Source organism: Paenibacillus sp. AK121 (assembly GCF_019042715.1).
Taxonomy (GTDB): Bacteria; Bacillota; Bacilli; order Paenibacillales; family Paenibacillaceae; genus Paenibacillus; species Paenibacillus polymyxa_C.
This window is the reverse complement of the sequence record NZ_JAHPJM010000007.1, coordinates 13,969-29,925: the sequence shown is the minus strand read 5'-3', so window position 1 is coordinate 29,925 and position 15,957 is coordinate 13,969. Positions and strand designations below refer to the sequence as shown.

Genomic DNA, 15,957 nt, shown 5'->3' with positions numbered 1-15,957 from the left:
TCTCCTTTTATCCAACTAAAAAATCATTGTTATATGTGCGGTTAATTAAAGCTTCAAACGGTCAAATATCTTAACAAAAATCCTTGAGATATTCTTTGCATCATCAATTCCTCTATGATGAGTACCCTCCAATGGCAGATTAAGCATCTTTAAAGCTCTCTCCATACCAACTCCACGATCATTTCCAATCAGTTTTCCATGCTGATGTTTAATACTTATATGACTTCTAATCCATTCAGTTCTGATTTTATGTAACTCACAGTCCTTCTTCAGTTGACTCTTATCATAAAATCCCCAAGAACAAAGATAATAGGGTTCTTTACCAATCCATTCTTGAAACTTATAAATAGCTTGTGGAAAATATGTTGCCATATCAATATCTTGCTGCGAAATTGAAGTTAGACTCTTACAGAAGTCAGATAATTGTGGGTTCAATTTAGGTTTAATAAAAGTTTGAAATTCGCCTATAATCTCTAAATTTACATTTACTTTGACAGCACCAATTTCAATAATTTCATTCTGCCTTGTTCGATCATTCTCCCAGCAGGTAGCTTCTAAATCAAAGATTATGTAGTTCATTATTTATCCTTTCTCATGTCAAATCTTGTTTTACTCTCACCATAGTATAGCTAGGTTAGCCATCTTTCAAGCCAATGAGCCATTTGCAAGTATTTTATGCAAGACTTGATAAGCTCTGATTGTTATATTTACTTCGTCAGCGATAATGATGATGGAATCATAGAAATAAGAAGCGATAATTCGAATGGTAAATTCTATGTCGTTTTCATATAGGTATACCTGGTAAATCACTTTTTCTTTACTGTTGTGCTCATTAATCACTTGCGCATCCTTGAATTCCTCGCGAATAATATCAGGTATCAGAGTGACAGCCTTTTTCTTGAATTCAAAAAAAATTAATTTGTTCTTATGAAATTCTAGTGTCAACCCTTCTTTCATTACAAACGCCCTCCTCATGGACAGAAAAATTCATTTTGATTCTTCCTAAGCTTTTATATATTTCCAAGATAATTATTAAATACTAATCCCAACGATCAATCTTGATGAGTCGTGCGGAGTTGTCTGATGTTACTTTCACAATCAAATTCCACTCACTATCCTTAGAGTAACCCACACCACTAGCTGACGCTGCTTCAATTCCTTCGATTGGAGTGTTAGCGGTGTACGCTTCAAGCGTCTTTCTGATTTCACGAAGTTCTGGTTTCAGTGTTTCAACGAAGAATCCTCTGCCTTTACCCTCCGACAAATCTTTGCATCCATCCAACAAGAAGAAAATATGATGGCCTGTATGAGTAACTTTCTCTTCGCCCCACAAATTTGGAGAATTCGTAATTCCATTTACCTTGACAAAACTATTAACTGAAACATTCCATGCATCGTCAGAAGAATATGAATTTGAGTTAACGATTTCCGGATGCTGGCCCTTAATATGTTTAAATATAAATACGTCTTGTTGATAGCCATCACCGCCAGCAACACCATGATAGGAATATATTTTTCCATTGGCTTCAAGTTCTACCTTGAATGGTGTGCTTCCTTTTCCTCGTTCACAGTAATTATGAACATAGAATCTATATGTTCCATTTCTAGCTTCTCCTTCGCTCCATCTGATATTTTCTACTGGCGAGTACTCTCTATGACCTCCACCATTCATATCAATGTCTAGCCAACCATTACACCTGCTTAGCTTGTCTCCGTAGTAAATATGTTCACCGTTAGGGGTCACGCAATGCAAATCAAGATCCGTATATCCTTCCCAAATGAGTGAGCACCGGATTTCATTGTTCTCATATTGACCACCTGCACTCTCAATCCTACGTTTGATCTCTCCATCAATGCCTCCATGATAATACCAGCTAAATGCGTTATCCCATTGCAGAATGTTAGGTGCTGTATCATCAGAAGCCGTAACCAATGCCATAAATCTATTTGGATTGTCGATTTTCACTTCAATGCTTTCTGCTGATGGCATTACCGTTTTTCGGAATTTATCCCATGTCATAACCGCGCTTGGAAGGTCAACTCTGTTTGAAACAGTATTAGTTTTCTCTTTCGGCGTAATATTACCGAATATACCTCCAGCTTTAACAACACCCTTATTCACAAAAGAACCCTTACTCTTCCAAATGGTCTCAGGGACTTCTTCAATCGTTGCGTATCTTCGTTGTAGCGAATTAGCAATGCCAAGCTTCTGAACAATCTTCTCAGCTTGCTCAATGTTCCCTTGAGATGGAGCAACTTGCGCTCTCATATAATTGGAAGGACTCATTTTTTCAGCAAATCTGCGACTTATAGAGTCAAATGAAAGGCCATTAACAATATCGTCAAGCAAAGTTCCGATCATGCTGCTTTTCACATGACAGAATCCAGATGGAGCGGTTGCAACAGCCATCCAAGTAATGTTGTCACGAATTTGACTGTTCTGAATGTTTTGATGTTTTGCGTGAAGAACTTGAAGAAATTTAGCTACACCAAGAATTTTGTCAGACCTATACAAAGATTCTGATTCCAAGAGAGTCACAGCTTGTTCTACAGCCTCCGGCGGATATTCCGTAAGTCCAGCAGTCAAAATTCTGAAATCCTCTTTCTTCACTGCCAGTTCCTGTCCAGCAGTTTTCAGTCTAGATTGATAAACTTTTTCTGCTGGAAGCGTAACTGACATATGATCCCGTCCATTAGAGTGTGGCTGACCAAGATTCCTTTCGCTAGAAACAAACACCCCTGTAACTCTAGATTTAAGAACAATTTGCTTCATTGCATTGACAGAATTAATGAAAAACTCAGGAGTGTTGCTTTCATCCCACATAACAGAATAGATTTCACCATCTTCAGAAATAGAAACAAGCCCACCAAAACGATTCACGAAATTTCTACAACATTTACAAGTATAATGTTGTCTTGCTTCATGTGGTAAGCCCTCAAGAAATGCGTCAAATACTCCATCGGAATCAGTTGTGAAAAGCGGCTTGCTGCTAAAGGTTGTAAATCTTTCTTTGATTACCTCACTGAAATGTGGGTATTGATCATTGCTGTTGTCGTATTTGTCTTTGATATAATTGATATTGTTGTTCACTTTTTAACCTTCTCCTAATTGTATTATTATTTATGTAACATGATTGTAAAATCATCATTCTACTTCAAAAGTCTTCAGTATCTAGTTACCTGAAGCGATGAGTTTTTCAACCTTACGATCCTTTTAATCACTTACCTTATTCCTAGAATCGTCCCATGAGTCCAGACTCAGATAAGACTCTCCTTCAATGATATCTTTTACCTTACTATGCTGCTGTGACTTGAAAAGCTCTATCATTTCAATTAAATTATTACGATCCAACAACTTTACTCCACTAAAACTGGCTAACTGTTCACACAAGGATCCATAAATACCAAACCCGCTCCAAAATCTCTACTGTCTTGTATCTTATACGCATCACTATAGCCCAAGCACAGCTTCCACAAATAAAATTCAAAATCCTTGCCATCTTCCATACGGTTTATTTCCGTTAATACCGAGTTTGTAAGGTTTAATACCCTGCGTTATTTTATATCGCTTTTGAACTTTAGGCTTTTTAAGAAAATGTAACAGAGCCAAAGCAAGCAATATAGCAATGACACCAACAATCACAAATATAGATAACTCTGCTCCCCCTTGGCTATTCCAACTCTTTTCCACACTTGCTTATAATACAACACTCAGGGACAATTTCCCAATTATTTTTTAAATAACTATAGTAAATCGACAATAAATAACGCCTATTGCTAGATGCTTAGTTACATATCAAAGGGGTAAAATCACTCCTATCTGACTCCTATATACACAATCCTTCTAATTTCGCCTGCCTTTTTATTATATTTGCCTCACATAGACAACATGGCGAAGAGCCTAAATCATTTTATTAGGCTGATTTGTTGTACATTTTACTGAACGCCATTCATGTTTAGTAGATCACGAAGAAAAAGAATAAAATTCCTAATAATACGAAGTTTCTTTTCCTAATACTTTTGAACAAACTGTCATAAGCCTTGATGTGACGGGATTTCACATATTGTTAATGTTAGACGCTGTGTACATTCTTAGCGTGACCTAGAGTTTCAAGGATTTTATCCATAGTCCTTTTTATTGATTTAAAACGATATAATTGACATAATATCAATAAACATCCTTTCCAAAGATTTTTAAGCTCGCTATATTTATAGACTTTTCCTACATTACTTTGAATGGCTTCATAGTACAAGAATTCTACTTTTCCAAAATCATTATTGGAGGCTAACAGATGAGTAAATTTGAAAAAAATCTAATTAAGTATTTGTCTTACGGTTTTTTTGTAGGAATATACTATTCCTTTATTAAAGGGCCAACAACAACGAGTACTCCGATCAACGGTACGTTTGAATTTTATACGGTACCCACTTCTACTTTTATTTTCAGAACATTATCAACCTCGTTTCTACTAAGCCTTTTTGCTGGAGTGGTGTATACAATTACTTTTTTATGTATAAGAGGAAATAAGTAAATTTTACCTGAATAATTTCAAGACAAAAGGAGCCGTCCAAGCAACGGCTCCTTTACTTAAGTGACAGTTCGAAGCAAATATTACGTCATTGGTAGCGCCACTTTAGCTTGCTCCAACAAAGGGGATAGTTATCGGAAAATACGGAATATCAATCTTTACGGTAATGATATTTGTAAGCGCTTGGATGCTTAGTAGTTATACTAAAAATCATACTCAAAACGATAGGTAAAGCTCCCTTAGTTAGTACACAAGTTATTTTTAAGGACGAAACCAAGGCAAGGTATTTTTAAAGAGCAAGATAAAATTATTCAGTATAGCCACGCCCCCATTAAACGAGTAGATGAAGGGGCGTATAATTATTCTTTGAAGGATTATAACGGAAATACGTGGATACATTCAAAATATTAAAAAGCTTATTTATGTACAGCAAAACAGACGAAATCAAAAAGACTAGACGAATCATTCCATCTAGTCTCTTGATCATAAGTTAATGTTCTAGTTCTACGCTTTATTCAAACTTTTTTAAGTACTGTTACTTGTGTTCCCTTTTTTATATCTTCAATGTTTTCTGAATCCTTTACATTAATTCCAATTAGCGGATGGTTAGCAATGGAGAAAGAAATGCTTATATCCAATACGTCCAGTTCGCATTTCGTTCCATCTATCTTATCTACTTGTATTTTTGAACCTATCAAACCTTTCAAATTGGTATGATCCTGCTTATCTAAACCAAGATTTGTTCCAATTAAAATGATTCCTTTAGTGGGTGTTTTAATAATATCGTCTAACTTCATAATCTCCAAAAGAGAACCTCTCCATTCTAACGTTCATGTATGAACAGTATATCTTTAACTTCCCTAATTTTGATACCTTCGTTTTTTAATCTAGTAATTCCATCTCTTAATAGCATGATCCTTTCTAATTGGGTCAAATCAGGAGCAAACCGTGCAGCTCGGATACTTGCTTGAGCTTCGTCAAGTGCAAAGTTCCTAGTTATAACGTTAAATTCATCATCCATAACCCGGAAGGATTTTCCTGCTAGTCCTGCTTCATAATGTCCGACAACTTCATGCGCTATTGTTCCATGACCAGTAATCCGGCTATTAGCTGCTAATTTACCTGTCGCATTAGAAGGTAATACATCATTATTTATATTGAGAATCGTATCAAATAATAATCCAGTAGGAGATGTGTCATTAGGCCCCGCTACACGGATATTTTCTTGTGGCATCCCTAATTTTTTTGCATACTGAGTTAAACCTTCAATTTGTGCTACAGTTAAAGGCACTTCATTACGCAGGCCATTAGTATCAATAATTTTTCTTGCATTGTCCGCCTCTTCTATTATTCGGGTAGTTCCATCTTTTAATGGAGTATATTTTATAGACCCTGATAACCCAATTTTAGGCTTAATAACTGAGCTAACTCCTCCAAACAATCCTGCTGTACCGATCATATTAGCCCAGTGTTCCTTTGACCACGCATTGGTAGGATTAAATGCTCCCTGAATCATACCCGTTATTCCAAATGTACCGAAATTGAGCATGTCATTCCATGAATTGTTTTGTTTAGCTGCCCGTTCCATGTACCCTTGATACATTCCTTTTGGAATACCATACGACATATAATCTAAGAAGCTCCAAACCGAATCAAACTTTTTCTCATAGCGTACTGAATTAGCATCTACAAAATCCTGACCTAGTTCAGTTAAGCTATCTACCGATTTCTGGAATGCATTTCGTGTATCTGGAGCAGGAATAGCACATGAATTCGGTGGAGGCGGTAAACAACTTGTGTCAATATTACCTGCTTCCATTAGGTCCGCTAATCTGAATTTATCTGCATGATGACGTAACTCCCTCGCAATAGAATCCATCAGGGTAACAAAGTCGTTCATATTCTTCTGAGAGGTCTGGAAGGAATAGTAAAAGTGCTCTTTAGTCAGTCCTTCCCACAATTGTCCCATAGATGAAATTTGTTTTAATAAATTGCTATTCATTTGAGCTGCAGTTTGCTGTGCTAACTCAAACTGCTTGGAGACAGTCATAAGTTGCTCAGGTGTCACTTTAATAGTTGTCATAGTTTACCTCTAGTCATGAGTTCGTTATGACATAGTAACACTATTCCGATTTATGGAAAATAAACTTAATTCCTAATTGTTATATGAAGGATTAACCTTTCTACCTATGTCTAAAGACTTAAATTCATCGTTTTTTAATCTTCATCTTCATTCTTTAATCTTTAACAAAGGAATAATGTGAGAAGCGTTTTTGTAACTTTTGCCTTCTGCAATTTGTTTGACTCTATATGCACATCCCTTCTTGTTTAGCCCTCCGTCTACAAATGGATCTCTTCCAAAAGTAGTTTTTCTTCGACCATTAGACAGTCTTTTACATGAAAAAAGTGAAAACCGGACTGGTAAGGGGTATCCCTAACCGTTCCGGTCCCGTTTTCCTTCGTCACAACACAGTTTGTTTCTCGTATTTTTCAGTCTTACGATCCTTTTTAATCACTTTACTGTTATTCCTATAATCATCCCATGAATCCCGACTGAAGTAAGGCTCTGCTTCGATGATATCTTTTACTTTGCTATGCTGTTGTTCTTGGAATAGCTCGATCATTCGAATTAAATCATTACGATCCAGCAGCTTCACTCCATTATAACTGGCTAACTGTTCACACGAAGTTGTGTATTTACTTGAAGTAATCACAATAGATTTCTTAGCTCTGTAAAATCGCATACAGCTATACACTTCTTGAACCGCACCCAACCCTACAGGATTGGTGACTGCATACCGTTTGGCCTGAAGGACATTACGGTACCCCTCACGATCTGTAAATACCAAATCTGCTCCAAAATCTCTACTGTCTTGTGTCTTATACACATCACTATAGCCCAAGTAATTGAACAGCTTGCACAAATAAATTTCAAAATCCTTGCCATCTTCCATACGATCAATCTCACTTATGCCGATTTTGTAAGGATCAATATCCTGCGTTACTTTATATCGCTCTTGGACTTTAGGCTTTTTAAGAAAACGTAACAGCGCCAAAGCAAGTAATACAGCAATGACACCAACAACTATAAATATGTACAACCCTGCTCCTCCTTAGCTATTCAACTCTTTTCCACACTTGCTTATAATACAACAAACAGGTACAACTTCCCATGAAATTTATAAATATAGTGAATTAGAAACAAAAAAAGAGTCTAAATTAAAAAGGCAACAGGTAATACCTGCTGCCTTACTCCCTATTATTCAGCTTCCGTTAATGTTTTTAAAGCTTCAGTAAATGAATTGCCGATCGACATAATTTCTCCATTAACTTGCTTGCTAAATTGAGATTCCGTAAGTTTGTCATTTCCTGCCGTGTGATTCTTAATGAATTTTATAAGCTCTGCTTTCTGCTTTGCAATATCCTTTAAAACTTGGTCACTTTCTCGCTTGTAATTTTTAATACTTTTAATTAGTTCCACTTTTGCCACGCTGAGCTCCTTCTTTAATTTATCGCAATCAGCCTTGGCTTGAGCTATTACCGCTTTACTAGACTTATTTTTCACTTCATTTTTATAACGTGCAGAGGCTTGGTTTAATCTCTGAGTTAGCTCACGAACTTCTGTCCCCAGAACAGCATTAAGCTTTTTTTGTGCAGCTTTAATTTCTTTTACACGATCTTTATAATTCTCAAAGTATAATTTTTCGATTTCACTTGTTGACATAGCTTTTGTAGATGTTGCTGCCAATACTTGTGATGGAATTAAAACAACAAACATTAATATTAATAAAATAGCTTTCTTCATATATATCCCCTTATCTGCTAGTATTACAATTATCATAAGGGAAATAAAGGTAAGAGTAAATATAATTAAAAAGCATTAGAAGAAAAACTGAATTATTTCTATTCTTTCAATTAAAAAGGGAGATTGTTATGAAGAAATATGGAATAGCAATCTTTATAGCAACTCTATTTGCGAGCATTTGAATACTTAGTAGTTACATTAAAAGTCATACTCAAAGCGAAGTATTCAACTATCTTATAAAAGATCAAGGATACAAACCATCTGAAATTTATTCAGTTGAAACTCAAATAGCTAAAGCTCCCTTAATTAGTACACAAGTTATATTTAAGGACGAAATCGATGCAAGGTATTTTTATAAAAAGGAGCAAGGTAAAATTATTCAGTATAACCAAGCCCCTATTAAGGGGGTAGATGATGATGCTTATATTTATAAACATCATGAAAACAAATAAAAACGAAAGATCATCCTCAATTCAGTGAAAAAACTCAATTGAGGATGGCCTAAGCTATTCATTTTTCCAGATAATAGACCCATCTGAAGATGTAATCATGCTAGGGGGGGCGTCATGGAGAGAAATTTCAATAAAGGAGCTTTTTCCTTTTTGTAACCATTTATATATACTTCCTTCATCGTTAATCGGCTTAGATACTATCTTTTTAACATCAACAACCGCAGCATCATATTCAAGGAACTCATTATCATCTTCATCTAAACCATTGTTTGTTTCATAGATGGTGTCCCTAGTGCCAATAATCTTTAATCCATTCCCCCAATGAATAGTTAATTCATCTTTTGGTACAGAAATAATAGCTTTAATTAAAGAATCATATCCCATATACTCCTCCTTGGTTTAAGGCTCTTCTCGTCTTCAAATTCAATGGAGTGTTTCGCTATAAATAAACCATTGTCCCAATTCCTTATTATAACCTATCCAGACACAACCATCTTATCATGGATGATATTGTTGTTTGCTGTATTCAAAAACTCGTGTCCTTTATTTGATTGACCAATTATGCAAAAATAAGCCTACTCCCATTTTATTGTTAAAGGAGCAAGCTCATAAATAAATTATTTTGTAATATTAATTATCTTCTCGGCAATTAACTGACAATCTTCAATGCTTTTGTCGAATTCCTTTTAAAAAGATTGAGCGAATACAGAATGGATCTGCTTTGCTAATTCTCCAAAAGAGTTTGTTTCCATGCTTTTTTCATGAATTTTACGTATTTCTGAATAATATTCATCTTCTAATAGAGGATATATTTCGACTGGGTTCCATTCATTAATCATTTGTACAATATCATCGTTCATTTCAATAGACTCCTATTCCACAAATAATGATTTAGATAGTGCTTTATATTCATCATCATACTTACTCTTAGGAATAACTGTAACAAGTGTCCCCTCGTTAGCAACTACAGCAGCACCTTCTTTTGAAAAAAACAAATGCTTGACGATGAAAATATATTTAATCAATTAAATGAGGAAAAACTGCCGCATAAATAGGATAGTCTAGTTTCAAGAATTATTAATTAGAGGTTGTAATGTTCACATTTAATGTTTCACCTATTTTTTTGGTATCAACTTTAGCTCCCAACACTTCAGAAACAATTCTTAAAGGAACTTGAACACGAGTTGTAGGAATCTGCGGCGCAGCTAACATGGTTTTCTTTTCATCGTTGACATGCACAATCTTACTACCGATCGCCAATTTAATTACAGTTCCATTCTTTGATTCAATAGTGACTTGTTGTAAAGTTTTGTCCCAGTCTCTTACTCTCCCTCCTAGATTTTCAGAAACGAAGCGAAGAGGAACAAAAGCTGTATTTGTAGCATTTTCAATATAAGGAGGTGAATCTGAATTAGTTCCAAAATTAATAGGAACACCGTTTACCTGTACATTAATTGTGTAACTATAAGGATGTTTTGTTGCACTGGCTTGTACGCTTAATACAAGTGAAAAAATAAGAAATACGGAAACCGTAAAGAATCTTTTCATCATACATTCATCTCTCCCTTTGTTAAAATTAACAATTTACTGAAAATATATCTTTCTGACCTCCAAGATGTACTTTTCCTGTGAATCATACATCGTTGCCTAATAATAAGAATAAAGCAAGGAAGTTTTTTATTCCAAACTTTGCTATTGTTACAGAGTTTGATTATACTTTAGCCACTATTAGAATTGCGTGTTTCTACCGAGGAGGGATCAAATTCCAATGAATTTAGCCGTCAAGTTGATGCAAAAATTCAAAGACCGCGATACCCAGAATAAGCTGAAAGGCTATCGGGACAAAGCGGAGCTCATTAGGAAACGGAATTTGGAAGCATGGGACGATCAGCGGCTGAAAGCGGAATCTCTCCGGCTGAAAAAGGAAGCAAAATTGGGTACGCCTTTGGATGAGCTGCTTGTCGATGCTTATGCGTTAGTCTGCGAGGCAGCGAAGAGAAAGCTCGGATTACAGCCTTATGATGTCCAGATCATGGCTGCCATCGCTCTGCACGATAGGTTTGTGATCGAGCAGCATACCGGCGAAGGAAAAACGCTCTCTGCTGTTATGCCTGCTTATCTAAATGCGCTGACCGGCGAAGGCGTTCATGTGCTCACTTTTAACAATTATTTGGCAAATCGGGATGCGGAGTGGATGGGTCCAATCTATCGTTTCCTCGGATTAACGGTAAAATCGGTTCAAGTGGGCATGAGCTTGTCCGAGAAACGAGAAGCATACGCCGCAGATATAACCTATGTTACGGCCAAAGAAGCGGGATTCGATTACTTGCGCGACACGATTACACTAAGCGATGCCGATACCGTGCATCGTCCTTTTCACTATGTCATCGTCGACGAAGCGGATTCACTGCTTCTCGACGAAGCTCGGGTGCCCCTAGTCATCGCTGGCGAGCCGGATTCTTCCGGCAACGACGTAATTCGTTTCGCAGATGTGACTAGGCAGCTTGAGCAAGATAAGTATTACGACTTCGACGAGTTCAAGCGGAACGTTTATTTGAATGAGGCGGGCGCTGCGAAAGCGGAGTCGCTGCTGGGATGCGGTAATTTGTACGAAAGCCATAATAGTCATTTGTTGTCGTCGTTAAATTGCGCGTTGTATGCGGAAACGTTATTGAAAAAAGACGTCGATTACATCGTCCGGGACGGTAAAATCGAGCTGATCGACGAATATACCGGCCGCGTGGCGGAGAACAGGCATTTGCCAGAAGGACTGCAAGCCGCGCTTGCAGCCAAAGAAGGGCTGCACTCGAAAGTCGGCGGGAAAATTCTCGGAACGATCACCCTTCAACACTTCATTAGCCTGTATCCAAAAATTTGCGGAATGACGGCTACCGCGTACGCTTCCGCAATGGAATTCAAAGAGATTTATGCACTACAGGTCGTGCAAATTCCACCGAACCGGCCAAACATACGGATCGACCAACCGCATCGAATTTATACCCATAAGGAAGCCAAGCTTAAGGCGCTTGTCCAAGAAATCTCGTCCGTCCATGCGATGGGACGGCCGATTCTCATTGGTACGTCAAGCGTGGAGGAGTCGGACATGCTGGCAAAGGCGCTAGCGGTTGCCGGCGTACCCTGCCATGTTCTGAATGCGAAAAACGACGTAGAAGAAGCCGAGGTCATTGCAAGAGCGGGAGAAATCGGCGCCGTGACGGTGTCTACGAATATGGCGGGACGCGGCGTCGACATTCGGCTCGGCGGTGGTAACCCTACGCAAGCAGAAGTTGTCGCCAAGCTGGGAGGGTTATACGTGATTGGTACACATGTGCACGAAAGTGTGCGGATCGACGACCAACTGCGCGGGCGTTCTGGACGCCAAGGCGACCCTGGAGCTTCCGTATTTTTCGTAAGCTTGGAGGACGAATTGTTACTTCGGTTCGGCATCGATAAAGCGATTCGCGCCCACAGGCAGGATGAGACTCTCGAAGACCCGGTGCTACGCAGCAAAATCGCGCATATTCAGCACGTTATTATGGGCCAGAACTTCGATATCCACCAGGAACTAAACCGTTATTCAAATATGGTGGAGGAACAGCGACGTATTCTATACGAGGAGCGGCTCGTAATTTTGAAAGGAGCGACGCCGATGAGCCCTTCGGAGCAGCGGGTACGGCTTTATTATATTGACAAGTTCTGGGCTGACCATCTGGCATACATTTCTTACCTTCGCGAAGGCATCCACTTGGAGAGCCTTGCTAACCGCAATCCGATCGACGAATTTCATGAGCAAATCATCCAAGCATACGAGCAAATTCGAGCTAAAATAAATAGCAAGTCAGCGAATATGCTTGTAAGGCTCGGAGGTTCGAATGATCCGGCGAAGTGGGAAGAGTTCGGTCTGAAGAGCCCTACTTCCACTCGGACTTATATAATCAACGATCAATACATCCAGAATATGCGCAGCTCATGGACCGCAATGACTGTATTTGCTTTTGGGATTCGCAAGATTTTGAGGCCGATATTCAAACTGTCAAAATTTTGATGCAGCGTAGCTTTTTCGAGAATGATCGGGACGAATAAGAGCAAACGCTCGATTCATCCTGCGCTGAAAAAGTTGAAGCGAAGCATTGACTCCGTGTTGACTTTGGACGTCCGCTTGGATTTCTCAATTTTATAATCGGTATAAACATATCAATTACGGCCGCCAAAGCTATGGCGGCTTTTTTGCACTCATTTTGAGGGGGGATTTATATGCCAATGGCAACAAGCATAGCCGCTATAAAGCAGGCATTCTCATTGAATGTAACCTCCATCGGATGTTGGGCTAATAGTCAAGCCTGATCTTGAGATTGATCCGTTATTCTACTCTTTTTCTCAGCAATAAGTAAACCTAGCAGTACATATCCTCTGTATACTAATCCAATTAAAAGCACTCCACCAGCAATAGAAAGGAGAATAACTAAAATATTAAGTATAAATAGAAATAACTCCAAAAAGACACCTCCAAAGTAAATTAGTCTTTTTTATCTTATAGTAAAAGTCGTGTCGAAGTATCATAAAGCTTGTCATAAAACAAAATAAGAAAGCAGTTGAATGAAAGAACTAAGTTATTTAAAAAGGCTAATGGTCAGAATAAAAGACTTATATCTGCGCAACTTTTTTTCGTTTTTCTGGTATATATGATAAAAAAATGAAATCAGGTGTTTATTGAATGAGGCGAATTTTTGTTTCTCTACTTGTAGCTTCCTGCCTTCTTATTTCTGGCCTGCTTCCAACGGCTCTGAGTTATGCGGAGAATTCAACTTCCACTCTTCCCGTTGTAGTAGAGGATGCGGCTGTGTTCTATCTGGTTCCGCACCAACTGACTGCCGAAATAAACAAATCTTCTTTATCGCTGGATTCCGTCTCCATAAAAACCGCTCCCCTGCTGAAGAAAAATAATCATTTATATTTCCCGTTCAAATGGCTGGAAACAGTTCACTTGGCAACCATCAAGTGGGATGCAAAGACAGGCAGCACGTGGGCGGAGTTTGACATTGAGAACTCGGTACCTTTTTCCTCATTTCGGTTGATGCCTAACCAATCAAAGATTTTCAGGTACGAAGACGGAACAATGACAGCGCTGGATGAGCCAATCCCTAAAACCTTTATGAAAAACGATCAATTGTATATTCCAGCGTCACTTCTGCCTAAACTGGGAATAAATTATACATGGAGTAATGGAGTCATGCACTGGGTCTGGAACGACAAAGTAGTTAAAGCGCTTCACCCAACTTATACAACGGATAAGGAAAAAATCACTTTTAGTGCATTAGTACAAAAAGAGTTCGGGCATGCTTATCTTATGGTAAATACAGGGCACGGTGGCATGACAAGTTCCATTGGAGGTAGCATTAGCACGTTTAAGGGAAAAGAAAAAAGCATTGGAAAGCCGATTATAATAAATGGGCAAACATTTCGGCGGATTGAATATTCAGTTGAGCTTCGTCCTGGTCCAAATCCATTAGAAATTCACACCAATGATAAAGGATCTGTTAAGATAATGGTCCATCGCAAAGTATTAAACCCGTCCTCCGTTCCTATTAGATACAACCATCCCGAGAACGAGCAGGATATCCGCTTTACCAAACCTACACAGGGATACCTCCGTGTACAGGCTGGAGATCCAATAGCAATTGCTGGAGTCGTGACAGCTACGTATCTGGAAAGCAATGAAGTTTCTTTTGGAGTGGCAGCATTTCAAAACGGTGATTTTGTTGAAGTTGAAAAAAAGACCGTTATTCCCCTCAAACAGGATAAACCCTTTAGCGGTTCTGTCGTTATTCAAAAACCTGGTACTTATTTGGTCAATATTCTAAGCCCAGATGTATTCGTGGGAGGTAGTTCACCGTACGGCTCTGTCAAATGGGCTGAGATAGCAGTCGAAGTATTACCTAAAACCAAGAAAAAACCATAATTCTTCTCTTCCAATTTAACACCAGCTAAATATGGACCAGTCTATTAAAGGGAACAGCAGCGGACACAAGACTTGACAAATAAAATCTTGTGTCCGCTCCTGTTGTCATTGACCTAACGTTTCTCGTTAGCTTAACAAGGATTTCTTTTAATTACCAGGCTTTCCCTATACTAATTTGAATGGTTTCATAGTACAAAAATTATCCTTTTCCATAAACATTATTGGAGGCTAATAGATGAGTAAATTCGAGAAAAATCTAATTAAGTATTTGTCTTATGGTTTTTTTGTAGGAATATATTATTCCTTTATCAAAGGGCCAACTATGAGTTCTTCAGTCAACGGTATATTTAAGTTTTATACAGTACCCACTTCTACTTTTATTTTCAGAACTTTATCCATCTCGTTTCTACTAAGCCTCATTGCTGGAGTGGTCTATACTATCATTTTTTTATGTATAAAAGGAAATAAGTAGATCCCCCAGAATAATCCTAAAGCAAAAGGAGCCGACCAATCGCAATAGCTTCTTTTCTTTATTGACGGTTCAAAGCAAATATTGCGTCACAGGTAGAGCTACTTTTAAGCTTGCTCCTACTCAAGTTATATTAGCCTATCGAGGCACAGCCATTTTATCATGGATGATATTGTTGTTTGCTGTATTCAGAAACTCGTACCCTTTATTTGATTGACTAACTATTTTAAAAAAGCCTGTCCTCATTTTATGTCAAAGGCGCAAGCTTATAAAATATTAATCATACTCAATGAACACATTGCCGTTTCTATTGATGGCTTTCTGTAACAATATAATTATATCGTTCTTAAGATCAGGAAGTACAGGTAATATATTAGTCAAACTTTTCGCTTCTTCCTCGGTCAAATATTTAATATCAAATGAATCAAACAATTGTAGGGTCTCTCTAATATTTTCCACTTTCCATGGACTTTCCTCATACCAGCCTTCGTGAGCATAATATTCACTTAGTATATTACTTTGTGCAGATTCTAGTTGAACCAAACAATCCATTAATGTATCAAAGTATCCATTCCATATCTTCAATACATAGCTTTTATCTGAATTTGTATAAATCAATCTTATTTCTGATTCTCCTTCAAATCCAGCATAGTAGGTATCATTTATTTTATCTATCTTCATCCTCTTACTCCTTCTAATGGCTGTGATTTTGAACTTGAGAGCATTTTATTCTCAGACTGCCA

The 15,957-nt window shown here is 37.9% G+C and carries 14 protein-coding genes; 2 read left to right on the top strand and 12 right to left on the bottom strand.

Annotated features, from left to right (window positions below; genetic code table 11):
- Positions 1-45: 45 nt before the first annotated feature.
- The 10 genes from KSP24_RS14245 to KSP24_RS14200 all read right to left on the bottom strand — a co-directional run bounded on the left by KSP24_RS14245 (position 46) and on the right by KSP24_RS14200 (position 10,337).
- A complete protein-coding gene (locus KSP24_RS14245; protein WP_058829302.1) occupies positions 46-579 on the bottom strand; it encodes a 3'-5' exonuclease in 534 nt (177 codons plus the stop codon).
- A 66-nt stretch (positions 580-645) separates the two neighbouring features.
- Positions 646-957 carry a hypothetical protein gene (locus KSP24_RS14240; protein ID WP_013370248.1) on the bottom strand — a complete coding sequence of 104 codons (312 nt, stop codon included), beginning with the start codon at positions 955-957 and terminating at the stop codon, positions 646-648.
- A gap of 82 nt (positions 958-1,039) precedes the next feature.
- Positions 1,040-3,091, bottom strand: coding sequence for a YfaP family protein (locus KSP24_RS14235; protein ID WP_216975507.1), 2,052 nt, complete (start codon positions 3,089-3,091; stop codon positions 1,040-1,042).
- A 1,953-nt stretch (positions 3,092-5,044) separates the two neighbouring features.
- Positions 5,045-5,326, bottom strand: coding sequence for a hypothetical protein (locus KSP24_RS14230; protein WP_254207825.1), 282 nt, complete (start codon positions 5,324-5,326; stop codon positions 5,045-5,047).
- A 26-nt stretch (positions 5,327-5,352) separates the two neighbouring features.
- Complete coding sequence (locus KSP24_RS14225) at positions 5,353-6,612, bottom strand: WXG100 family type VII secretion target (RefSeq protein WP_216975504.1); 1,260 nt, start codon at positions 6,610-6,612, stop codon at positions 5,353-5,355.
- Positions 6,613-6,991: 379 nt separating this feature from the next.
- Positions 6,992-7,630, bottom strand: a complete 639-nt coding sequence (locus KSP24_RS14220) for a restriction endonuclease (RefSeq protein WP_216975502.1) — start codon at positions 7,628-7,630, stop codon at positions 6,992-6,994.
- 158 nt (positions 7,631-7,788) lie between these two features.
- Entirely contained in the window at positions 7,789-8,334 is a 546-nt protein-coding gene (locus KSP24_RS14215) for a hypothetical protein (RefSeq protein WP_216975500.1), read from the bottom strand.
- A 506-nt stretch (positions 8,335-8,840) separates the two neighbouring features.
- Positions 8,841-9,170 carry a hypothetical protein gene (locus KSP24_RS14210; protein ID WP_216975499.1) on the bottom strand — a complete coding sequence of 110 codons (330 nt, stop codon included), beginning with the start codon at positions 9,168-9,170 and terminating at the stop codon, positions 8,841-8,843.
- A 302-nt stretch (positions 9,171-9,472) separates the two neighbouring features.
- Positions 9,473-9,646, bottom strand: coding sequence for a DUF1871 family protein (locus tag KSP24_RS14205; protein WP_254207819.1), 174 nt, complete (start codon positions 9,644-9,646; stop codon positions 9,473-9,475).
- 217 nt (positions 9,647-9,863) lie between these two features.
- A complete protein-coding gene (locus KSP24_RS14200; RefSeq protein WP_216975496.1) occupies positions 9,864-10,337 on the bottom strand; it encodes a copper amine oxidase N-terminal domain-containing protein in 474 nt (157 codons plus the stop codon).
- A gap of 217 nt (positions 10,338-10,554) precedes the next feature.
- Here KSP24_RS14200 and KSP24_RS14195 point away from each other — a divergent pair, with 217 nt between their 5' ends.
- Entirely contained in the window at positions 10,555-12,831 is a 2,277-nt protein-coding gene (locus KSP24_RS14195; protein ID WP_216975494.1) for a preprotein translocase subunit SecA, read from the top strand.
- Between the two features lie 289 nt (positions 12,832-13,120).
- Here the strand turns inward: KSP24_RS14195 and KSP24_RS14190 are convergent, their stop codons facing one another.
- A complete protein-coding gene (locus tag KSP24_RS14190; protein WP_167346980.1) occupies positions 13,121-13,282 on the bottom strand; it encodes a hypothetical protein in 162 nt (53 codons plus the stop codon).
- A gap of 344 nt (positions 13,283-13,626) precedes the next feature.
- Between KSP24_RS14190 and KSP24_RS14185 the strand changes: the two genes are divergently transcribed.
- Positions 13,627-14,745, top strand: coding sequence for a hypothetical protein (locus tag KSP24_RS14185; protein ID WP_330706029.1), 1,119 nt, complete (start codon positions 13,627-13,629; stop codon positions 14,743-14,745).
- Positions 14,746-15,490: 745 nt separating this feature from the next.
- Here KSP24_RS14185 and KSP24_RS14180 read toward each other — a convergent pair.
- Positions 15,491-15,895: a hypothetical protein gene (locus tag KSP24_RS14180; RefSeq protein ID WP_216975490.1), complete on the bottom strand. Its 405-nt coding sequence runs from the start codon at positions 15,893-15,895 to the stop codon at positions 15,491-15,493.
- Positions 15,896-15,957 lie beyond the last annotated feature (62 nt).

Bases quoted from the DNA above. Each gene is read 5' to 3' on its own strand.
- KSP24_RS14245 (WP_058829302.1), bottom strand. From the start codon at position 579: ATGAACTACATAATCTTTGATTTAGAAGCTACCTGCTGGGAGAATGAT.
- KSP24_RS14240 (WP_013370248.1), bottom strand. From the start codon at position 957: ATGAAAGAAGGGTTGACACTAGAATTTCATAAGAACAAATTAATTTTT.
- KSP24_RS14230 (WP_254207825.1), bottom strand. From the start codon at position 5,326: ATGAAGTTAGACGATATTATTAAAACACCCACTAAAGGAATCATTTTA.
- KSP24_RS14225 (WP_216975504.1), bottom strand. From the start codon at position 6,612: ATGACAACTATTAAAGTGACACCTGAGCAACTTATGACTGTCTCCAAG.
- KSP24_RS14215 (WP_216975500.1), bottom strand. From the start codon at position 8,334: ATGAAGAAAGCTATTTTATTAATATTAATGTTTGTTGTTTTAATTCCA.
- KSP24_RS14210 (WP_216975499.1), bottom strand. From the start codon at position 9,170: ATGGGATATGATTCTTTAATTAAAGCTATTATTTCTGTACCAAAAGAT.
- KSP24_RS14205 (WP_254207819.1), bottom strand. From the start codon at position 9,646: ATGAACGATGATATTGTACAAATGATTAATGAATGGAACCCAGTCGAA.
- KSP24_RS14200 (WP_216975496.1), bottom strand. From the start codon at position 10,337: ATGATGAAAAGATTCTTTACGGTTTCCGTATTTCTTATTTTTTCACTT.
- KSP24_RS14195 (WP_216975494.1), top strand. From the start codon at position 10,555: ATGAATTTAGCCGTCAAGTTGATGCAAAAATTCAAAGACCGCGATACC.
- KSP24_RS14180 (WP_216975490.1), bottom strand. From the start codon at position 15,895: ATGAAGATAGATAAAATAAATGATACCTACTATGCTGGATTTGAAGGA.